General features: G+C 70.0%; 21 protein-coding genes. 15 read left to right on the top strand and 6 right to left on the bottom strand.

Going from position 1 to position 19665, the window contains the following annotated elements:
* Positions 1-3: 3 nt before the first annotated feature.
* The 5 genes from OG947_RS03795 to OG947_RS03815 are packed head-to-tail and all read left to right on the top strand — an operon-like array spanning position 4 to position 4648.
* Entirely contained in the window at positions 4-1044 is a 1041-nt protein-coding gene (locus OG947_RS03795) for a glycosyltransferase family 9 protein (RefSeq protein ID WP_328813139.1), read from the top strand.
* Positions 1041-1604 carry a D-sedoheptulose-7-phosphate isomerase gene (locus OG947_RS03800; RefSeq protein ID WP_328813140.1) on the top strand — a complete coding sequence of 188 codons (564 nt, stop codon included), beginning with the start codon at positions 1041-1043 and terminating at the stop codon, positions 1602-1604. The genes OG947_RS03795 and OG947_RS03800 overlap by 4 nt, the downstream gene beginning before the upstream one ends.
* Positions 1601-2995, top strand: a complete 1395-nt coding sequence (locus OG947_RS03805; RefSeq protein WP_328813141.1) for a PfkB family carbohydrate kinase — start codon at positions 1601-1603, stop codon at positions 2993-2995. Before OG947_RS03800 ends, OG947_RS03805 begins: the two co-directional genes overlap by 4 nt.
* 34 nt (positions 2996-3029) lie before the next feature.
* Complete coding sequence (locus OG947_RS03810) at positions 3030-3719, top strand: SDR family oxidoreductase (protein ID WP_222638222.1); 690 nt, start codon at positions 3030-3032, stop codon at positions 3717-3719.
* A 56-nt stretch (positions 3720-3775) separates the two neighbouring features.
* Positions 3776-4648, top strand: a complete 873-nt coding sequence (locus tag OG947_RS03815) for a glycosyltransferase family 9 protein (RefSeq protein WP_328813142.1) — start codon at positions 3776-3778, stop codon at positions 4646-4648.
* Between the two features lie 12 nt (positions 4649-4660).
* On the opposite strand, the gene OG947_RS03820 is transcribed toward OG947_RS03815, so the two are convergent.
* Positions 4661-5479, bottom strand: coding sequence for an SDR family NAD(P)-dependent oxidoreductase (locus OG947_RS03820; protein WP_328813143.1), 819 nt, complete (start codon positions 5477-5479; stop codon positions 4661-4663).
* Positions 5480-5507: 28 nt separating this feature from the next.
* A complete protein-coding gene (locus OG947_RS03825; RefSeq protein WP_328810110.1) occupies positions 5508-6473 on the bottom strand; it encodes a polysaccharide pyruvyl transferase family protein in 966 nt (321 codons plus the stop codon).
* Between the two features lie 127 nt (positions 6474-6600).
* Between OG947_RS03825 and OG947_RS03830 the strand changes: the two genes are divergently transcribed.
* The 3 genes from OG947_RS03830 to OG947_RS03840 all read left to right on the top strand — a co-directional run bounded on the left by OG947_RS03830 (position 6601) and on the right by OG947_RS03840 (position 8938).
* Positions 6601-6993, top strand: coding sequence for an STAS domain-containing protein (locus OG947_RS03830; protein WP_051612937.1), 393 nt, complete (start codon positions 6601-6603; stop codon positions 6991-6993).
* On the top strand, positions 6990-7499 hold the full coding sequence (locus OG947_RS03835; RefSeq protein ID WP_204866650.1) for an ATP-binding protein: 510 nt from the start codon (positions 6990-6992) through the stop codon (positions 7497-7499). Before OG947_RS03830 ends, OG947_RS03835 begins: the two co-directional genes overlap by 4 nt.
* A gap of 89 nt (positions 7500-7588) precedes the next feature.
* Positions 7589-8938 (top strand): PP2C family protein-serine/threonine phosphatase, encoded by a 1350-nt coding sequence (locus OG947_RS03840; RefSeq protein WP_308014295.1) that lies wholly within the window; start codon positions 7589-7591, stop codon positions 8936-8938.
* Here the strand turns inward: OG947_RS03840 and OG947_RS03845 are convergent.
* Positions 8918-9469 (bottom strand): CinA family protein, encoded by a 552-nt coding sequence (locus OG947_RS03845; protein WP_081821031.1) that lies wholly within the window; start codon positions 9467-9469, stop codon positions 8918-8920. The two genes, OG947_RS03840 and OG947_RS03845, sit on opposite strands and share 21 nt — an antisense overlap.
* Positions 9470-9577: 108 nt before the next feature.
* Here OG947_RS03845 and nadE point away from each other — a divergent pair, with 108 nt between their 5' ends.
* Entirely contained in the window at positions 9578-10402 is an 825-nt protein-coding gene (nadE, locus tag OG947_RS03850) for an ammonia-dependent NAD(+) synthetase (protein WP_027503969.1), read from the top strand.
* Positions 10403-10744: 342 nt separating this feature from the next.
* Here nadE and OG947_RS03855 read toward each other — a convergent pair whose 3' ends face one another.
* Positions 10745-11719 (bottom strand): ferritin-like domain-containing protein, encoded by a 975-nt coding sequence (locus OG947_RS03855; RefSeq protein WP_328813144.1) that lies wholly within the window; start codon positions 11717-11719, stop codon positions 10745-10747.
* A gap of 154 nt (positions 11720-11873) precedes the next feature.
* Between OG947_RS03855 and OG947_RS03860 the strand changes: the two genes are divergently transcribed.
* The gene (locus tag OG947_RS03860; RefSeq protein ID WP_027503971.1) at positions 11874-12128 is read left to right on the top strand and encodes a hypothetical protein; all 255 of its coding nucleotides are present in this window, start codon (positions 11874-11876) and stop codon (positions 12126-12128) included.
* A 130-nt stretch (positions 12129-12258) separates the two neighbouring features.
* Here the strand turns inward: OG947_RS03860 and OG947_RS03865 are convergent, their stop codons facing one another.
* The gene (locus OG947_RS03865) at positions 12259-12726 is read right to left on the bottom strand and encodes an NUDIX domain-containing protein (protein ID WP_328813145.1); all 468 of its coding nucleotides are present in this window, start codon (positions 12724-12726) and stop codon (positions 12259-12261) included.
* 98 nt (positions 12727-12824) lie between these two features.
* Here OG947_RS03865 and OG947_RS03870 point away from each other — a divergent pair, with 98 nt between their 5' ends.
* Complete coding sequence (locus OG947_RS03870) at positions 12825-14483, top strand: catalase (RefSeq protein WP_328813146.1); 1659 nt, start codon at positions 12825-12827, stop codon at positions 14481-14483.
* 254 nt (positions 14484-14737) lie between these two features.
* On the opposite strand, the gene OG947_RS03875 is transcribed toward OG947_RS03870, so the two are convergent.
* Positions 14738-15649, bottom strand: coding sequence for a manganese catalase family protein (locus OG947_RS03875; protein ID WP_222627491.1), 912 nt, complete (start codon positions 15647-15649; stop codon positions 14738-14740).
* Between the two features lie 131 nt (positions 15650-15780).
* On the opposite strand from OG947_RS03875, the gene OG947_RS03880 reads away from it, so the two are divergent.
* The 4 genes from OG947_RS03880 to OG947_RS03895 all read left to right on the top strand — a co-directional run bounded on the left by OG947_RS03880 (position 15781) and on the right by OG947_RS03895 (position 19636).
* Positions 15781-17127, top strand: coding sequence for an APC family permease (locus tag OG947_RS03880; protein ID WP_328813147.1), 1347 nt, complete (start codon positions 15781-15783; stop codon positions 17125-17127).
* A gap of 84 nt (positions 17128-17211) precedes the next feature.
* Positions 17212-17469: a hypothetical protein gene (locus OG947_RS03885; protein WP_027503975.1), complete on the top strand. Its 258-nt coding sequence runs from the start codon at positions 17212-17214 to the stop codon at positions 17467-17469.
* Positions 17466-18725: a cupin domain-containing protein gene (locus OG947_RS03890; RefSeq protein ID WP_328813148.1), complete on the top strand. Its 1260-nt coding sequence runs from the start codon at positions 17466-17468 to the stop codon at positions 18723-18725. Before OG947_RS03885 ends, OG947_RS03890 begins: the two co-directional genes overlap by 4 nt.
* On the top strand, positions 18722-19636 hold the full coding sequence (locus OG947_RS03895; protein WP_328813149.1) for a sucrase ferredoxin: 915 nt from the start codon (positions 18722-18724) through the stop codon (positions 19634-19636). Before OG947_RS03890 ends, OG947_RS03895 begins: the two co-directional genes overlap by 4 nt.
* Positions 19637-19665 lie beyond the last annotated feature (29 nt).

The following is a 19665-nucleotide window of genomic DNA, read 5'->3' on the forward strand; positions in this document are numbered from 1 at the left end:
CTCGTGGCTCGCCTGGACAGCATGGGCGACGTCCTGCTGACCGGCCCCGCGGTGCGTGCGATCGCGCGGGAGGACTCGGTGACCATGCTCGTGGGTCCCAGCGGGCGCGCTGCGGCGGAACTCCTTCCGGGCGTGCAGGAGGTGATCACGTTCACCGCACCGTGGATCGTTCTCGATCCGCCGGCCGTCGACCGCGCCGAGATGGATGCGCTGGTCTCGAGACTCGCCGACGGAGCGTTCGACCGGCTGCTCGTCTTCGGCTCGTTCCACCAGTCGCCGCTCCCGCTCGCGCTGCTCGGCCGACTCGCCGGGATCCCGTGGATCGGCGCGCACTGCGAGGACTACCCCGGCTCGTTGCTCGATCTGCGTCACCGAGCACCCGACGAGGACGTTCCGGAAGCGGAGCGTGCCATGTCCCTGGTGCGCGCGGCCGGGTACGAGTTCGGTGGCAGCGCCCTGTCGGTGCGGCGCCCACTGCCGGACACCTCGCACCTGACCGGTCCCGAGAGCTACGTCGTCGTGCATCCCGGCGCCGCCGTGGCGGCCCGTCGGCCGGGACCGGACCACAGCCGGGCCATCGTGTCCGCGCTCGTCGCGGAGGGTCATCGCGTGGTGGTGACGGGAGCCGCGGAGGAGGCCCGGCTCGCAGCCCACGTGGCCGACGAGGACGCGGCGAATCTGGCCGGACGCGTCGACCTCGCCGAACTCGCGGACGTCCTCGATCGCGCCGACGTCGTGGTCGCCCCCAACACCGGGCCGGCCCATCTCGCGGCGGCCGTCGGCACCCCGGTGGTCTCTCTCTTCGCGCCCGTGGTGTCGTCCGTCCGGTGGGCGCCCCACGGGGTGCCTCGCGTCGTTCTCGGCGATCAGACTGCGGCGTGCCGGGGTACGCGAGCGCGGCGCTGTCCGGTGCCGGGGCACCCCTGCCTGGACGGCATCGACCCTGGCGACGTGGTCGAGGCCGTGCATCGCTTCACCACCCGGCGCACAGCCGTTCCCGCACCAGATCCCACACCCATTCCCACACCCGGAGGCGGACGATGATCGAGGAACACTTCGCAGCCCTGCAGACCGCGGCCCGGCAGGCGTCGGGCGCGGCCCCGGTCCTGTCCCGGTGGGCGGCCCACCTCACCACCGTGTTCGACGGCGGTGGTCGGCTCCTCGCGTGCGGCAACGGCGGGAGCGCCGCGGAGGCGCAGCACCTCACGGGCGAACTCGTCGGCCGCTTCCGGCACGATCGACACCCGCTGTCCGCCATCGCCCTGCACGCCGACACCTCGGCCACCACCGCCATCGTCAACGACTACGGCGAGGAGGAGGTCTTCGCGCGCCAGGTCCGTGCCCACGGCCGCCCGCGGGACGTCCTCGTCGCGCTGTCCACCAGTGGCTCGAGCCGGAACGTGCTCGCAGCGGCGAAGGCTGCGCAGGAGATCGGCGTCACCGTGTGGGCTCTGACGGGCCCTCCTCCCAACGAACTCGCCGCCACGGCGGACGACGCGATCGCCGTCGAGGCACCCACCGTCGCGACGATCCAGGAGATCCACCTGGCACTGGTGCACGGGCTGTGTCTGGCGCTCGACACGGCACTGGGAGTGCGGACGTGAGTGCGGCGCCTGATCCCGGTCCGCTGGTGATCGTGGGCGACACGTTGCTCGACGTCGACGTCGAGGGTGTCGCGGAGCGGCTCAGCCCCGAGGCGCCCGTTCCCGTCGTCGACGTCGCCCGGAGCTGGTGTCGCCCGGGTGGTGCCGGGCTCGCCGCGCTGATCTCGGCCCGCCACGGCGTGCCCACGGTGCTCGTCACCGCGGTGGGAGTCGACGCCGGTGCGGACACCGTGCTGGACCTGCTGGAGCGCGACGTCGAGGTGGTGACGATGCCGCTCGACGGCACGACGGTGCGCAAGACCCGTGTGCAGGCGTCCGGACAGCCCCTGCTGCGCCTGGATTCCGGCGACGGGCGGGCGTCCCGCGCCGACGTGCCGACCCGGGTGTCCGACGCGATCGCCTCCGCGGGAGCCGTTCTCGTGTCCGATTACGGCCGCGGCGTGGCGGCCAACCCGTCACTACGGGCATGTCTCGACGCAGCGGCCGAGCGCGTTCCCGTGGTGTGGGACCCCCATCCTCGAGGGCCCGCGCCGGTGCGCGGCACCATGCTCGCGACCCCCAACCTGGACGAGGCTCGGCGAGTCACGGGCGCGCAGGACCAGGAGGCGGTGCTGGACCGGGTGGCCGCGGCTCTGCACGCCGCCGGTGTCGCCGTCACCACCGGTTCACGTGGCGCAGTCCTCGTGGAGGGCGACGATCGCACCGAGGTACCCATCGGCGCGGACGTCGGCGCCGCAGGGCGGGGCGCCGACACGTGCGGCGCCGGTGACCGGTTCGCGACCGCGGCCGCGGCCGCGCTGCTGGGCGGTGCCACCCTGCTCGCCGCCACCCGGGCGGCCGTCGACGCGGCGGCCCGCTTCGTCGTGTCCGGCGGCGCCGTCGGCTTCTCCCGATGCGAGGGCGAGATCCCCGCTGCCGCGCTCACGACCGTTCCCGAGGACGCCGAGACGACGATCGACCGCGTCCGACGTGCCGGCGGTCGGATCGTCGCGACCGGCGGGTGCTTCGACCTCCTGCACACCGGCCATGTCTCGTTGCTGCGTCAGGCCCGACTGATGGGCGACGCCCTGGTGGTGTGCCTGAACTCCGATGCCTCCGTCGCCCGCGCCAAGGGACCTACGAGACCGGTGGTCTCGCAACGAGATCGAGCGCGCGTGCTGCTCGAACTCGGCAGCGTCGACGCCGTGGTGGTGTTCGACGACGACACCCCCACCGCCGTCCTCGACCGCCTACGACCCGACGTCTGGGTCAAGGGATCCGACTACGCGGAGGCGACGTTGCCGGAGGCGGAGACCGTCCGTCGTCACGGCGGCGACATCGTGCTCGTCCCCGTGGTCGGCGGGTACTCGACCACTCGGCTCGTCGACGCCGCACGCGCACGCCCTGCCTGACCCGTCCACACGATCGACCACGGAAGGAACTCTCATGACCCCCACTCTCGGAACCGTTCTCGTCACCGGTGGTGCATCCGGCCTCGGCGCCGCCGTCGTCGACGCCGTCCTCGACGCCGGTGGCACACCGCTGGTCATCGACCGCGTCGCACCGGAATCGGGTGTCGAGCACGTGGTCGCCGACCTCGCCGACTCGGCGGCCGCGGAAGCCGCCACCCTGGAGCTCGTCTCCCGCGCCGGCCGTCTCGACGGGGTGTTCACCGCCGCCGGCGTCGATTCGTGCGGTCCCCTGGGCTCGGTGTCCACGAAGGACTGGGAACGGGTGGTGCACGTCAATCTGCTCGGCACCGTCGCCGTCGTGCGCGCCGCCCTCCCCGCGCTGACCGAGTCGCACGGACGCGTCGTCACGTGCGCGTCCACGCTCGGCATCAAGGCCGTGGGTGACGCCACCGCCTACTGCGCCTCCAAGTTCGGCGTCGTGGGCTTCACCCGAGCCCTCGCCGCCGAGACCGCCGGCGAGATCGGCGTGACGCTGCTGATCCCCGGCGGGATGCACACCGCATTCTTCGACGGCCGCACCGAGCAGTACAAGCCGCCGGCCGACGCCAAGTTGAACCGGCCGGAGGACACCGCCGCGTCGGTGATCTTCGCTCTCTCACAGCCGGCGGGCTGCGAGATTCGCGAGCTGGTGGTCACCTGCTCCACCGAATCGTCCTGGCCCTGAACCTCTCCCGCATCCTCGTCCTGCGCGCGCTCGGTCTCGGCGATCTGCTCACCGCGGTGCCGGCGCTCCGAGCCGTGCGCGCGCAGTACCCGGACGCGCACCTCGCCCTGGCGATGCCGGACCGGTATGCCGACCTCGTCGCTCTGGCGCACGGCGCGGACGGTACCGCGTGCGTGGACGAGGTGATCGACACCCGCGGCCTCACGGGACCGCCTCCGGGTCCGACCCCGGACCTCGCGATCAACCTCCACGGGCGAGGACCGCAGAGTATCGACGTGTGCGTCGCCACCGGCGCACCGTCGATCCTGACCCACGCCCACCCCGATCGGGGACTCGCGGGCCCACCGTGGATGCAGGAGCTCCACGAGGTCGACCGATGGTGCCGCCTGACGGAGTACGGCGGCGCGTCGGCGGACCGGCGGGATCGACTGATCGCTCGGCCCGCCGACGTGCCCGTGACGCGGTCCGTGGTCGTGCACCCCGGCGCGGCGTCGCTCTCACGCCGATGGCCTCCCGACCGGTTCGCCCGCGTGGCAGCACGACTCGACCGACAGGGCCACCTGGTGGTGCTCACCGGAGTGGCCGAGGAGAGGGGTCTCTGTCGGGCGATCGCGGACCAGGCGGGACTGGGCGCGGACGCGGTCCTGGCCGGAGAGCTGGACCTCGTGCACCTGGCAGCGCTGGTGTGCGATGCCGACCTGGTGGTGTGCGGAGACACCGGTGTGGCGCATCTCGCGAGCGCCTACCGGACGCCGTCCGTCGTACTGTTCGGTCCCACCCCGCCGCGCTGGTGGGGGCCGCCGTCGGACGGGCCGCACACGGTGCTGTGGAGCGGACGCACCGGCGATCCGCACGCGGACACGGCGGATCCCGGCCTGCTCGACATCTCGGTGTCCGACGTGCTCACCGCCGTGCGCGACCGACTCTGACGGCTCGAAGCATCACCGGCGCAGGGCTTCTCGCGGCTTGGCCAGTACCTTGTGGCCGGTCGCCTTGACCACGTCGGGCAGGACCGCGTCGACCGCGGCCATCGCCTTCGACATCACCGACGCCGCCACCACCCTGCGCGAGCCGGCCTGCATGGCGTCGTATCCCGCACGCGCGACGTCCGCCGGGTCGTCCTTCCTCGACCGGCCCATGGCGGTGTCGTCCATGCACGCGCGGTGGAAGAAGTTGGTCTCGACGGGTCCGGGCATCAGCGACGTGACGGTCACGGGTGACTCACTGAGTTCGCCCTGGATCCCCTCCGCGAACGACTGCAGGAACGACTTGGACGCGTTGTAGACGGCCTGGTACGGGCCGGGCATGGTCGAGGCCACCGACGAGGTGATGAGCACACGGCCCTCACCGGCGCGAATCATGCCGTCCAGCACCACCTTCGCGAGATGCACCGTCGAACGGACGTTCAGGTCGACGACGGCGAGACTGTCGTCGAGCGGCACCTCGGTGAACGCGCCGCCGCGACCGATACCGGCGTTGAGAGCCGCGGCCACGAGGGGGCGGCCCTGCGCCCGCAGCGCGTCGGCGACGCGCGCCACACCGTCCGGCGTCGCCAGGTCCGCGGTCACGGGGGTCACCGACACGCCGGTCGCGCTCAGTTCGGTCGCGACCACGTCGAGGCCGTCGGATTCCGCCACGACGACGAGGTCGTGACCGTCGCGCGCGAAGAGTCGGGCCAGCTCGCGCCCGATGCCGCTGGAGGCACCGGTCACGAGCGCCAGAGGTCGGGTGTCGCCGGGGGTGGACGAGGTATCGGTCATGTCGGTCGACTACCCACCGACCACGCGACTATGCGAGTGCCCGCACGACATCGACGAGCAGATCCGCCACCACCGGGCGCACCCGCGCAGCCGCCTGCGCCGCCTCCGTGCGACCGGAGTCGGACAGACACCACGCCGTCCATCGGGACAGCGACGCTGCGTCCACGTCGTCGGCGGCGAGCACCGCCGGCCACCCCCACGCCGTGGCCTGCGCGGTCACCTTCGCTCCCCCGGCCACCGGGTCGATCGCGAGAGCGGGAATGCCGTCGGACAGCGCGAGCACCAGTCCGTGCAGGCGCATCGTGACGACGACGTCGAGGCGGCGCACCACCGACTCGACCGCAGCCGACGTCGACGGTGATCGCCACGACCGCGGATCGAGCCGGGTGTCGAGATCCAGCACCGCCAGATCGTGCCGGGAGGCGAGCCAGTCGTCGAGAACGGCAGCGACCGCCCCGTGTCGGCGACGCGTCCCGTACTCGCGCTGACCGGACGTCGTGAACACCCCGACGACGGGCACGGCTCCGGGTGCCGCCGCGGCAGCCAGGTCCGGAACGGGTGGGGCGTGGCACCTCGCCCCACCCGACTCGCCGGCCGGGACGTCGATGTCTCGGGGAAAGACCTCGTCGAACCCCGTGTACGCCGCACCGGCGACGTCGACGACGCTGACTCCCACCGCGTAACGGCGGCAGTGCGCGAATCTGCGGTGCAGCGCCTCGATCTCGCTCCCGCTCACCGGCCCGCACACCCACAGCAGATGGGTGTACTCGCTCGGGTCGACGTCGGCGAGAGGGACGTCACGGCCGGCTCGGGAGCCGAGCGGGGCGCGGCTCATGACCGTGCTCCAGGCGATGTCCACCCGGTGCCCGGCCGCGGCCACCGCGTCCGCGACAGCCCACATGGCCTTCTGGTCCCCGGCCGTGCACTCGCCGTTCTCGACACTCGACCAGCCCACGACGAGAACGCGTCGGCCGCCCGTACCGATGCTGCTCATCGGGGCTCGATACCCTGGAAAAACCCCGTCAAACTCCCCACCCGGCGCTCGGAGCCGGTGTGGCATCGGTCGGACTCGGCTGCTTGAATGGCCTTTCTGGACCGAACACCGAAAGGCAGGACATCCGATGTCGATCGCCGAGAACACCACGGACGCATTCCGTGTCGACACCGAATGGCACGACGACGCAGCGATCCTGACAGTCGTGGGCGAACTCGATCTGGCCACCGCGCCGATTCTTCAGGATGCGGTGGACGCCGTACGGACCACGGCGTCGAGTGCGCTGATCATCGATCTGACGGGTGTCGATTTTCTCGCGTCGGCCGGTATGACCGTGCTGGTGACCTCGCATCAGGCGGTGGGCGACGACGTCGCCTTCGCCGTCGTCGCCCGCGGTGCGGCCACCGCTCGCCCCCTGCAGTTGGTCGGTCTCGACGAGACGTTCCCCGTGCTCGACACCCGCGAGGCGGCGCTCGCGGCCGTCACCACGTCCGGTTCGCCCGTCGACGACCTCGCATGAGCAGCGCTCCCGGTGTGAGGACCGGGCACGCGTGGGGTACTCCTCCCCTCGTGATCGACGACGCGACGACTGAGCACCACCAGCCCCCCACCCAGTTGTCCCTCACCGATCTCGACGCCGAACCGCAGCGCATCACCGACGCTCGTGTCCGCTTCGGTGCGTGGTTGACGCACACGCCGTTCGACACGGCGCGGACGTACGACATCGTGCTCGCCGTCTACGAGGCGATGGCCAACGTCGTCGAGCACGCCTATGCCGCCACCACCGGTCGACGCGTCTTCGACCTCCAGGCCACCTACGACTCCGCTCGGCTCGAGGTCGCCGTCCGTGATCACGGGACGTGGTCCGACTCGTCGCCGGGGCCCCTCCGTGGCCGCGGTCTGCCGCTGATCGAGACCCTGTCGGACGACGTCACGCTGTCGTCCGCCGACTCGGGCACCACCGTGACCATGGCATGGGACGTGGCACCGACATCCGGCATCGACACCGACGATCAGGTCTCGTAGACTCGTACGCGATTGCTGAGGCTCCCCGTGAGTCTCTCCTCCTCCAGCCCCGGGGAGAGCATTACCGCTCTCGTCTCACCGGAGGCTTCGTGACTGCACTCTCGTCCCACGCGTTCGACTCCCCGCGCCGTGCCACGTCGAGAACGGCGATCGATTCCCTCGATCTCGGTCCCGACCTCGCGCAGGCCGCCGAGGCGGCACGCCTGGCCGCGTTGGCCCGGTACGACGTCGAGCACACCGCCGCCGACGGCGCCTTCGACCGCATCGCCCGCCTCGCGGCCCGCTGGTTCGACGCGCCGTACGCGTCCGTGTCCATCATCGATGCCGACCTGGTGCGGTTCACCGCCACCTACGGCGACGGGCTCCCGGACCACACCGAACGTCACGACGCCCTGTGCACGATGGCGATGACGCACGACGGGCCTTTCGTCGCGTCGGACACCCTGGCGAACCCGGCCACCGCCGGTAGTGCCTTCGTCCGCGGCGATCTCGGCATCCGCTTCTACGCCGGCGCCCCCATCGTGACTGCCGACGGCTTCCGGCTCGGCACGGTCAACGTCTACGACGTGGTGCCGCGCACGGTGTCCGACGATCGCGCGGACATCCTGATGGAACTGGCCGACATAGCGATGGACGAGTTCGAGTTGCGACTGTCGGCCGCGACCACCGTGCGCGCCGAGCGGGAACTCCGCACGCGCGCCGAGGCGGACTCCGCGATCATCGGTGACTACGCCGCCGTGCTGCAGCGCACGCTGCTCCCACCCTCCCTTCCCACCATCGAGGGTCTGACGCTCGCGTCGCACTACCACGCCTCGTCACCGCTGCAGGTCGGCGGCGACTTCTACGACGTCTTCGCGCTGGGCAAGGACCGGTGGGCGTTCTTCCTCGGCGACGTCCAGGGCCACGGCGCCGGCGCCGCGGCCGTCACCTCGCTGGTCCGCTACACCCTGCGGGCCGCGGCGCTGCACCACGACGATCCGACGGAGGGGCTCGCCGAGCTCAATCGACTGTTGTTGATGGACACCTCGCATCAGCGTTTCTGCACCGTGCTGTTCGGTGTGATCACCCCGGATCCTCGCGGCGGTTTCCGCGTCACACTGGCGACGGGCGGGCACCCGCCCGCCCTGCTCCTCGATCCCGCTCGCGGCGAGGTGCACGAGATCCGTTCCAGTACAGGCATGTTCGTCGGCGCTCTGCCGAACGCGACCTTCAGTGCGTGCAGTTTCCGGTTGCAGGAGGGGCAGACACTGCTGCTCTACACGGACGGCATCACCGAGGCACGTCCCGACGGGCGCACCATGTTCGGCGAGGACGGTCTCGCGCAGTTCACGCAGGCCCGCCTCGGACTGTCCACGACGAAGATGGTCGAGGATCTGGTCGCCCTCATCCCCGACCTCTCTCCGATCGACGACATCGCCCTACTCGCGCTGGGCGCCTGACCGGGCGTGGTCGCGCAGCAGGCGTAGCGCGCGTTCGATGGTCGCGGCCAGGACGTCCTTCGGGTCGCCCTCGAAGACCACGCGCTCCGCGCTGGTCGTCCCGTGGTCGGCGATGCCGAACCAGACCGTTCCGGGTTCCACGTCCTCGTTCGTCTCCGGTCCCGCCTCACCGGTGACGGCCACGGCGAGATCCGCGCCGAGCGCCGACGCCGCTCCGCTCGCCATGGCCGTGGCGGCCTCCTCGCTCACCACGGGGCCGCGGGGTACCTGCAACAGCGAGTACTTCACCTCACTGGCGTAGGCGACGATCGACCCGCGGAACCACGTTCCGGACGACGACGCGCGGCCCAGATTGGCAGCGATGTTCCCGGCGGTGAGCGACTCGGCGGTGGCGATACGGAGGTCGCGTTCGAGTGCGAGTTCCGCGATCTCCGAACAGAGCTCGGCGAGATCCTCGTCGGTGTCGACGCGCTGCTCCGGTTCGGCCGCCTCGCCCTCGATGAGTTCCTCGGTCTCGACGTGGTGAGACATGTGTCTTCCGTTTCCTCTCTCAGTGCTGCACGGACCGGTAGTCCTTCCCGCTCCGTCCGGTGACAAACATCCCCGGCACGCGCGGAGGATCGGCGCTAGCGTTGAGTCATGCCAAGCCTTCGCGACACCATTCGAACCGAACTCGAGGTCCGTCCGACCATCGATCCCGCGGCGGAGATCGACACGCGGGTGGGCTTTCTCGCCGACTACGCCGTCGCCACCCGAACTGCCGGCTTCGTACTCGGCATCAGTGGCGGACAGGACAGCACACTCGTGGGACGCCTGTGCCAGCTCGCCGCGGAACGCGTTCGCGCCGGCGGCGGCGACGCGACGTTCATGGCCGTACGACTCCCCTACGGTGAGCAGGCGGACGAGGCCGACGCGGCGATCGCGCTCGATTTCATCCGCCCCGACACCACGGTGACGGTGGACATCAAGCCGTCCGCGGACGGCGCAGGCGTGGCAGCTGCCACGGCCCTCGGAGTCGATCGACTGCGCGACTTCGTTCGCGGCAACATCAAGGCACGCGAGCGGATGGTCGCCCAGTACGCGCTCGCGGGCGAGCGGAACCTGCTCGTCGTCGGTACCGATCACGCTGCCGAGGCCGTGACGGGGTTCTTCACCAAGTACGGCGACGGCGGTGTGGACCTCACGCCGCTGACCGGCCTGACCAAGCGCCAGGGTGCGGCCCTGCTGCGCGAACTCGGTGCCCCGGAGAGCACGTGGAAGAAGGTACCCACGGCCGACCTCGAGGACGACCGGCCGGCGCTGCCCGACGAGGAGGCACTGGGTGTGACGTACGCCCAGATCGACGCCTACCTCGAAGGCGAGGACGTGCCCGACGAGGCCGCCGCCACCATCGAGAACTGGTTCGTCAAGACCCGGCACAAGCGCACCACTCCGGTCACCCCCAGTGAGACGTGGTGGCGCTGACCGTCTCGGTCGGTCGGTGTGATCCTGCTCCGAACGGGTAATCCCCCTCACAGCGCTCGAGAAGTGAGGCGTCGACGCATTCCGGTGTTTCGACAGGAGATGAACAGATGGACATCGACACGGTGGTCTGGACCGAGACCGGTCCGCGGCAGGAATGGTGGGAGGCCGTGATGGCACGGTGCGGAGCGGAGACTGCACGACCGGTTCCCCTCGACTCGGCACCCTCCCGCCGAGAACGACCGGACCATGCCGACACCCCGACCAGGCGTGCGGGCTGACCGGACCGACGAACGACGAAGCCCCCGAGGATCGATGATCCTCGGGGGCTTCCGTATGAGTGGATCAGGAGATGCCGACGATGTCCTTCGCCAGCGCTGCCAGACGAGTCTGCGCGGCGGAGACCACCGAGTGGCGGTTCTTGTTGCGCTCCTCGTAGGCGACCACGGTGCGCAGATCTGCCGGATCGGTCAGTTCCTTGATCTCGGCGACTGCTGCGGCGACGTTCAGACCGTCGTAGTCGGCGATGGGAAGTTCGTGCTCCTCGAGCGTCCCGCCGGCCGCACGGGTGCGGTGGATCGCGTCGGCGACACCGGTCGCGCCGCCGTCACGAGTGACCTCCTCGGCCGTCTCGAGTGCCGCGTCGCGGCTCGCGGTGACAGTGTCGACGGCCAGTTCGGTCGCGCGCTGGCCGCGGCCGATGAGGGTGGACACCTTCGCGGGAACGTCCTTCGCCGTGCCGACGACGCGGTCGACACCTCGCGACGACCAGGTGACCGGCGTGTTGATGAGACGCACGGCAGCACCGGTGGCGGCCTGGATCGGCGTGCGACGCAGTGCGGCCGGTCCACCGAGGGCATCCTCGGCGAGGACGGTGGTGAGCCACTCGACGGTCGCCGTGTGGGCGGTCACGAGATCGTCTGCGAGCGACACGACGCTCGGCGCGGACGCGGTCGTGGCGAGAGCCTTGACGTAACGGGCGCGGTCGAGCAGCTGGTGCTCCAGCGCGAGATCGCCGAGAAGGGCCTCGTCGAACGGCTGCGCCTGCTCGCCGATGGCCTTGAGCAGCGCGGTGAGGCGCCCGACGACGGGTGCGACGACGCCGGGGAAGCCGCCGAGTTCGCGAATGGCGGCATCGATGCGAGCAGCGCGATCGCGTCCGTTCGACGCGTTCTGCAGCAGTTCCTCGCGGACAGCTTCCGTCCGAGCCTGTGCGACGCGGGTCTCGGCCACCTGAACCTCGGTGTTGGTGAGCGCGAGCAGAGCGCGAAGCTGGGCGACGAGCGTCGCCCGTTCGGTGTGTGCGGTGGTGCTGACCATGTGATGTGCCCCCTGTGATGGAAGTTGAGTCTCGGTGCAAGAGCAGCCGGAACGACCGCTCCGTGTCATTCGGTGACAGATCGTGGTTACCCGCCGGTACAACGGGGAAAACGCAGTGTGACGAGGCACATTCCCCGCGATCGAAGGAGTTCTCATGGCCGACGAACTGGACGAGACGATGCTCGACTCCGTGCAGGAGAAGATCGACGAGGCCAAGCAGGCGGCGGGAGACATCCCCGAGCGGCGTGAGGGCGGGCCGGATCAGGACGATCTCCACGATTCCTCCGACGGTGCCGCCGAACAGACCGGCGACGCGGCGGAGGCGACACTCGACGAGTTCCGCAACGCCGACGGTGACCGTGACGAGGGCATGACCGAGGGCGGCGGCGGAGGTCAGGGCGCCGCCTGAGTGGGCTGAGCGATCCGTCTCATCACGTCGGCGACCAGTCCGCTCCGCGATGCGTCGACGGTCTGTGTGCAGAGATCCGCGTTCACCGCGGATCTCTGCACACAGGTTCTCCGCCCGCGCGACGTGCGCCTCAGAGCTGCTTGAGGTGGCGGTCGAGGGCGTCGAGTAGCGGAACCTGCCCGCTCAGCAGCCGACGCCGCGCGGACTTCCGGTCACACCACTCCACGCGGTCGACCTCGGGAAACACCAGCCGTCGCCCCGACCTGGGTGGCCACTCCATCTCCACACTGTTGCTCACGGCGGTCGAGGGGTCGAGTTCGCCGCGCACGGCGAACGCACGAACCGACTTGGCTCTGGACTGCGCGACCGTGCCGAGATCGATCCAGTCCCCGTCGGGCACCGGGGACCCGAGTTCCTCCGCGAACTCTCTGGCCGCCGTTGTGCGCGCATCCTCGGTGTCGGCGTCGTACTCGCCCTTCGGTATGGACCAGGCGCCGGCGTCCTTGCGCGCCCAGAAGGGTCCGCCGGGATGAGCCAGCAGCACCTCCAGCTCGCCCCCACCCCCGCGGAACAGCAGCACACCGGCACTCGTCCTCATTCCGGGATTCTGTCCGATCACGTTTTCTCGCGATCGTGTCGGGTACGCGGTCCGCTGCACGAAGCCTCCGTTCCACAGAGCAGTCAAGGAGCCGACACATGACAGACGTCGCGTCGCAAGGGTCGACACCGGCAGACGACCGGGACATCCTCACCAATCGTCAAGGGCATCCCGTCTACGACAACCAGAACCAGCGCACCGTGGGCTCACGCGGTCCGGCCACCCTCGAGAACTACCAGTTCCTCGAGAAGGTCAGCCATTTCGATCGCGAGCGCATCCCGGAGCGCGTCGTCCACGCCCGCGGAGCCGTCGCCTACGGCTATTTCGAGGCCACCGGGAAGTGGGGCGACGAACCCATCGAGCGGTACACCCGCGCGAAGCTGTTCGCCGAGGCCGGCAAGCGCACGGACCTCGCCGTCAGGTTCTCGACGGTGATCGGCGGGCGCGATTCGTCCGAGGCCGCGCGTGACCCCCGCGGCTTCGCGATCAAGTTCTACACCGAGGACGGCAACTGGGACCTCGTCGGGAACAACCTGGGCGTCTTCTTCATCCGTGACGCCATCAAGTTCCCCGACGTCATCCACTCGCTCAAGCCGGATCCGGTGACGTTCCGGCAGGAGCCCGCGCGCATCTTCGACTTCATGTCGCAGACGCCCGAGGCGACCCACATGCTCGTGAACCTGTTCTCCCCCCGCGGGATTCCGGCCAATTACCGGACGCAGCAGGGTTTCGGAGTGAACACCTACAAGTGGGTCGACGCCGAGGGCGAGACTCACCTGGTGAAGTACCACTGGATCCCGAAGGCGGGAGTCGCGTCGCTCACCGAGGCGGACGCCGCCGCGATCCAGGCGAACGATCTGGGCCATGCGAGCAAGGATCTGTACGAGCACATCGAGCGCGGCGACTTCCCCGAATGGGAACTGCGCGTGCAGGTGATGAGCGACGACGAGCATCCCGAGCTGAACTTCGACCCGCTCGACGACACGAAGGTGTGGCCGGAGAACGAGTTCCCGCCGAAGGTGGTGGGCCGCATGGTGCTGGACCGCAACGTCTCGAACCACTTTGCCGAGAACGAGCAGATCTCGTTCGGCACCGGTGTGCTCGTCGACGGCCTGGACTTCTCCGACGACAAGATGCTGGTCGGCCGGACCTTCTCGTACTCGGACACCCAGCGCTACCGCGTGGGGCCGAACTACCTGCAGCTGCCCGTCAACCAGGCGAAGAACGCGCGGGTGTCCACGAACCAGCAGGGCGGCCAGATGCAGTACTCGGTGGACAACACCGGCAGCAATCCGCACGTGAACTACGAGCCCTCCATCACGGGCGGTCTCCGTGAGGCCGAGTACCCGACGCACGACGAGCAGGGTCCGGAGATCCACGGCCGCCTCACCCGCAAGCGGATCGATCGCACCAACGACTACGAGCAGGCCGGTCAGCGGTACCAGCTGATGGACCAGTGGGAGAAGGACGACCTCGTGGCGAATCTCGTCGCGAACATCTCGGAGGCGACGCGCGAGGTGCAGGAGCGGATGGTCTGGCACTTCTTCATGGCCGACGACGAACTCGGCGCCCGCGTGGGAGAGGGGCTGGGCATGTCGGCCGACGACGTCCGCGGACTCGAACCGCTCGCATCGCAGACCCTGTCGGAGGAGGAGGACCGGCGGCGCGCGAATCTCGGGAAGAACGGCCCCCGCGATGTCGCCGACCTGCAGATGACGCACTGCGTCCCGAACGAACGCGCGACGACTGCCGGATGACGTCGTCATGACGCAGGTGTGGACAGCGTCACTCCGCGGGGTTATCGTCGGAGACGCAAGCCGAACAGGTCGTAGGACGAACTCGAGGCAGGTGGTGCGTATCAACACGGTGACGACGAGACACGTGTTCATTCCGACGCGAGGACGATCACGCGGAGCCTGTTCTCCGGATCGACTCGCACCATCCACATCAACCTGACAGAACCCCGGCGCCGTTATCGGCGCCGGGGTTCTTCGTCGTTCGGGTCGGCCGATCAGCCGGCGTTGGGGTCCAACGTCTCCTTGATCTTGCCCATGACGCCCTTCTCCGTGCCGAGAGCCGCGTTCGACGGTTCGCCGAGTCCGCCGTCGTAGGTGGCGTAGAGCTTCGGGTCCGGCGGCGGTCCACTCTGCTTGTTGCCCAGCGGCTGCGGATCGGCGAGGAACCTGTTCTCGTGGCGGCCGTCGGGTGCGGTGCCGTGCGCCCACCGGCCCTTGTCGGACTCGGTGCCGTCCGACAGATGCCACAGCGTGCTCGCGTGCTCGTCGTACTCCTCGTCGAACAGGTCGTTCGGCGCCACCACACCCTCCAGACCGTCCGCCTGCAGCTCCTCGATGGCCGCGAGCCACATGTTCTGGTGATACGTGTCGCGGGCGAGGTTGAACTTGAGCATGTTCTTGACACCGGGATCGTCGGTCATGTGCCACAGGCGTGCGGTCTGCACGCGGCCCTGCGCCTCCGCCGCGACGTTGGCGCGGAAGTCCGCCAGCAGGTTGCCGCTGGCGACGATGAAGCGCCCGTTCCACGGGACACCGTTGCTGTCGGCGAGGGTGGGTCCGCCACCGGACACGATGGCCTGCTGCGGATCCATCCCGCCCAGCACCGCGGCGACGACGGGATCGGCGGCAGCGTTCTTGGTGGACTCGGTGGCCGGTGCGCCCTCGAGGAGCCGCGCGACCATGGTCGCGATCATCTCCACGTGACCGATCTCCTCGGTCGCGATGTCCATGATGAGGTCCTTGTACTTGCCTTTCATGCGACAGTTCCATCCCTGGAACAGGTACTGCATCGTGACGGTCATCTCGCCGTACGCGCCGCCGATCAACTCTTGCAGCTTGCGGGCGTAGACGGGATCCGGCTTCTCCGGCTTCACGTCGAACTGGAGGTGGTCGGTATGACGGAACATGAAGGCTCCTGACAGTGCTCGGGGTCGTGCTCTTGTCGCGCCCCGGCTACCCGGAGGCGGACCCGACAAACGACCCGGATCGCCGGGTCGTGCGCGTGGGTAACGGCCCCGCGAACGGGTAACCCGGTGCGATGAGCACTGACCTGAACGACCCTGCGGCACCGAGCGACTCCCCCGGTCTGCGTCGCGCCGTCACCGGCAAACTCCTGTTCGTCTTCATCCTGGGTGATGTTCTCGGAGCGGGCATCTACGCACTCGTGGGCGAGATCGCCGGCGAGGTCGGCGGTGCCGTGTGGGTGCCGCTGCTGGTGGCACTCGCGATGGCCATGCTCACCGCGGCCTCGTACGCCGAGCTGGTGACCAAGTACCCGCGTGCAGGTGGTGCCGCCGTGTTCGCCGAGCGAGCCTTCGGACGGCCGGTGGTCTCGTTCCTCGTCGGGTTCTCGATGCTGGCGGCGGGTGTGACGAGCGCGGCCGGGCTGTCCGTCGCCTTCGCCGGTGACTATCTGGGCGCCTTCCTCGACGTCCCGACGGTTCCTGCCGCGCTGGTGTTCCTCGCCGTCGTCGCTCTCCTGAACGCGCGTGGCATCAAGGAGTCGATGCGGGCGAACGTGGTCATGACCGTCGTCGAGGTCAGCGGACTCGTCCTCGTCGTCGTCCTCGCCTGCATCGTGCTCGGTCGCGGCGACGGCGATCTCGGCCGCACCCTCGAGTTCACCGATGCCGTGAACCCTGCCGTGGCGGTCCTCGCGGCGGCGCTGCTCGCCTTCTACTCGTTCGTGGGGTTCGAGACCTCGGCCAACATGGCGGAGGAGGTCCGGGACGTGCACCGCGTCTACCCTCGCGCGCTCTTCCTCTCGCTGGCGACGGCCGGTGCGGTCTACGTCGCGGTCGGACTCGCGGTGAGCGCGGTGGTGCCCGCGAGCGACCTCGCGGACACCTCGGCGCCCCTGCTCGCCGTCGTCTCGGCGGCCGACGTCGGTGTCCCCGACAGGCTCTTCGGACTCGTGGCGTTGATCGCCGTGGCCAACGGCGCCCTGCTGACCATGATCATGGCCAGCCGACTCACCTACGGGATGGCCGGACAGCGACTACTGCCCGCCGTCGCGGGCCGGGTGTTGCCACGTCGGCAGACTCCCTGGGTGGCCATCGTCGCGACCACGGTGGTGGCGATGATTCTCGCGGCCACCGGGACCGTCGCAGCGCTCGCGGAGACCGTCGTCCTGCTGCTCCTGATCGTGTTCGTCAGCACCAACCTCGCCGTGCTGGTGCTGCGCAAGGACCAGGTGGACCACCCGCACTTCCGCACCCCGGTGATCCTTCCGGTGCTCGCTCTGATCAGCTGCGGCGTGCTCGCGACGCAGCAGACCGCGCAGACGTGGCTGCGTGCCGGCGTGCTGCTCCTGGTCGGCGGCGTGCTCTACGCGGCGATGCGGTGGACACGGAGTTTGAGAAGTCCCGAAATCGTCAACACGTGACCTGTCTCCTGTAGAACGGGGACGTTCGATGTGTGTCCGACGCCGGAATTCCGGCGTCCGGTCGTGACGACTGAAAGGTAGACGATGGCTATCAACGACGACGACATCACCACTTCCGGAGCAGCGGGCGGCGAAGGCCCCGCCGACGGCGGCTCCAACCCGAACGGTCACGACGGCGGCGCCGACGGCACCGCGTCCAGCACGGAGGGCCCCGCCGACGGCGGCTCGAACCCGGGTGGACACGACGGCGGCGCGGACGGCTCCGCGGCCAGCGGCGAGGGCCCGGCCGACGGCGGCTCGAACCCCGACGGCCACGACGGCGGTGCGGACGGTACGGCTTGAGCCGACCGACCGATGACGAGCGCGGACCGGGAGACCGGTCCGCGCTGCGTCGTCTTCTGAGCATCGATCCCCGCGCCTTCGCCGAGGACCACTGGGGACGCGCGCCGCTCCTGACGCGTGCGGCCGACCTTCCCGCTCCGTTCACCGATCTGCTGTCGACGGACGCCGTCGACGAGCTGGTGTCCGAACGCGGCGTGCGCACACCCTTCGCCCGGATGGCCAGGAACGGCGCGCTGACCGACCGCGGGCAGTTCACCGATTCGGGTGGCTTCGGGGCCGAGGTGACCGATCAGCTCGACTCCGCCGGAATCCTGGCGGCCTTCGCGGACGGCCACACCCTGGTCCTGCAGGGACTCCATCGACTGTGGCCTCCCCTCATCCACTTCACCGGCGACCTGGTTGCCGATCTCGGCCACCCGGTGCAGGTCAACTCGTACATCACCCCCGCGTCGTCGCGCGGATTCGATCCCCACTACGACGTGCACGACGTCTTCGTCCTCCAGATCGCCGGCGAGAAGCGGTGGATCCTGCACCCCCCGGTGCACGAGCACCCGCTGTCGAACCAGCCGTGGTCGGACCGCAGGGACGCCGTCGCCGCCATGGCGCGCACGGACCCTACCCTCGACGTCGTTCTGCGCGAGGGTGATTCGCTGTACGTTCCGAGGGGCTGGATCCATTCCGCCGAGGCCCTGGGTGACACCTCGATCCATCTGACCGTCGGAATGTCGGCCTTCACCCGGTACGACCTCCTGCATCACGTGCTGGGGACCCTCGCGGACGACGCGAGCTTCCGGGCCCCGCTGCCCGTGGGGCTCGATCTGACCGATCCGGACGCCGTCGTACCGCACGTGCGCGCGCTGATCGCAGATCTGACCGCGACCCTCGCCGACACCGACGGCCGCGACGGTCGAGCGCGGACGGCGGCAGAGCGTGTCGGCCGTCGCTTCGTCGAGGTCACGCGGCCGGCCCCGGTGCGTCCTCTCGAGACCGTGCGCACGATGGCCGGCCTGTCCGCGGCCACCGTGGTGACGTGGCGATCCGGGCTCGCCGCGCGGGTGACGCAGTCGCCCGAGTCGGTCGCCGTGACGACGCGGACCAAGACGATCACGCTGCCCTCGATCGCGGCGGACGCCGTTCGGCAGCTGCACAGCGGGAAAGACTGCGCGGTCGGCGACCTCACGGGTCTCGACGATCAGGACGCGATCGTCGTGGTGCGTCGCCTGCTCCGCGAGGGTCTCGTCGTAGCCCGATCGTGACGACGCCGGTGTGCACCAGCGCGGCGTGGCGCCCGTGCAGCGACAATGCTCGTGATCGGGGAGACACGTTGGCGGGAAGCGGTTCTCGCGGAGAACGATGGTTCCTCGTCGAGGTCGCGGGAAGTTGGGGCCCGTCGGCGTTCCTCGATTCCCCGTCCGTCCTCGATCCCGTACTGGGTGGAGCGCTGGTGCGCCGCATCGAGAGTGCCGGGTTCCGCCCCCTCGCCGTCCGGGAGCCCGGCCGTCGCCGAGGCCGCGGCCGGTGGCGGTGGGCGTCGGTGGACGCACGGCCGGGGCACGAGAGCGTGCACCGGGGCGAGGTGTCCGACGCGGCCGAACTGCTCGACGTCCCGCTCGACGGATCGTCGGGTACCGCGTCGACGGAGACCATCGTGGCCGTGTGCACCCACGGCAGGCACGACCGCTGTTGCGCCGTCCGCGGTCGCACGATCCTCGCCCCGGCCGTGTCGGCGTACCCCGGCGAGGTGTGGGAGTGCTCGCACCTCGGTGGCGACCGGTTCGCCGGCACGATGATCGTCCTGCCGCACGGTCTCTACTACGGCAACGTCGACGACGCGGACGTCGTCCGCATCCTGCGCCGCCACCACGACGGACTCGTCACCCCGGAGTTCCTGCGCGGCCGCAGTGCGCTCTCGGGGGCCGTGCAGGTGGCCCAGCACGCCGCACGAACCGTCCTGCAGGACTTCGCCATCGACACCCTGCATCCCCTGTCGGAGGCTCCCGGCCCGGACGGTCGGCGACACGTCCTCCTCGACCACCACGGGGACACCGTCGAGGTGGTCCTCCAGGAGTCTCGGTCGGCGCCGATCCTCACCACGTGCCACGCCCGCGTCGCCGGGCCGGTGCGCACCCACGAGGTGGTGTCCGTCCGCCCGTCTCGGCCCCGCTGAGCGACCACTACTCTGGACCGGAGGCCGGT

Source organism: Rhodococcus sp. NBC_00297, assembly GCF_036173065.1.
Taxonomy (GTDB): domain Bacteria; phylum Actinomycetota; class Actinomycetes; order Mycobacteriales; family Mycobacteriaceae; genus Rhodococcoides.

What these genes read in the sequence shown, in the direction of transcription:
- OG947_RS03800 (WP_328813140.1), top strand. Translation starts at nt 1,041, where the DNA reads ATGATCGAGGAACACTTCGCAGCCCTGCAGACCGCGGCCCGGCAGGCG.
- OG947_RS03810 (WP_222638222.1), top strand. Translation starts at nt 3,030, where the DNA reads ATGACCCCCACTCTCGGAACCGTTCTCGTCACCGGTGGTGCATCCGGC.
- OG947_RS03820 (WP_328813143.1), bottom strand. Translation starts at nt 5,479, where the DNA reads ATGACCGATACCTCGTCCACCCCCGGCGACACCCGACCTCTGGCGCTC.
- OG947_RS03825 (WP_328810110.1), bottom strand. Translation starts at nt 6,473, where the DNA reads ATGAGCAGCATCGGTACGGGCGGCCGACGCGTTCTCGTCGTGGGCTGG.
- OG947_RS03830 (WP_051612937.1), top strand. Translation starts at nt 6,601, where the DNA reads ATGTCGATCGCCGAGAACACCACGGACGCATTCCGTGTCGACACCGAA.
- OG947_RS03835 (WP_204866650.1), top strand. Translation starts at nt 6,990, where the DNA reads ATGAGCAGCGCTCCCGGTGTGAGGACCGGGCACGCGTGGGGTACTCCT.
- OG947_RS03845 (WP_081821031.1), bottom strand. Translation starts at nt 9,469, where the DNA reads ATGTCTCACCACGTCGAGACCGAGGAACTCATCGAGGGCGAGGCGGCC.
- nadE (WP_027503969.1), top strand. Translation starts at nt 9,578, where the DNA reads ATGCCAAGCCTTCGCGACACCATTCGAACCGAACTCGAGGTCCGTCCG.
- OG947_RS03855 (WP_328813144.1), bottom strand. Translation starts at nt 11,719, where the DNA reads ATGGTCAGCACCACCGCACACACCGAACGGGCGACGCTCGTCGCCCAG.
- OG947_RS03860 (WP_027503971.1), top strand. Translation starts at nt 11,874, where the DNA reads ATGGCCGACGAACTGGACGAGACGATGCTCGACTCCGTGCAGGAGAAG.
- OG947_RS03865 (WP_328813145.1), bottom strand. Translation starts at nt 12,726, where the DNA reads ATGAGGACGAGTGCCGGTGTGCTGCTGTTCCGCGGGGGTGGGGGCGAG.
- OG947_RS03870 (WP_328813146.1), top strand. Translation starts at nt 12,825, where the DNA reads ATGACAGACGTCGCGTCGCAAGGGTCGACACCGGCAGACGACCGGGAC.
- OG947_RS03875 (WP_222627491.1), bottom strand. Translation starts at nt 15,649, where the DNA reads ATGTTCCGTCATACCGACCACCTCCAGTTCGACGTGAAGCCGGAGAAG.
- OG947_RS03880 (WP_328813147.1), top strand. Translation starts at nt 15,781, where the DNA reads ATGAGCACTGACCTGAACGACCCTGCGGCACCGAGCGACTCCCCCGGT.
- OG947_RS03885 (WP_027503975.1), top strand. Translation starts at nt 17,212, where the DNA reads ATGGCTATCAACGACGACGACATCACCACTTCCGGAGCAGCGGGCGGC.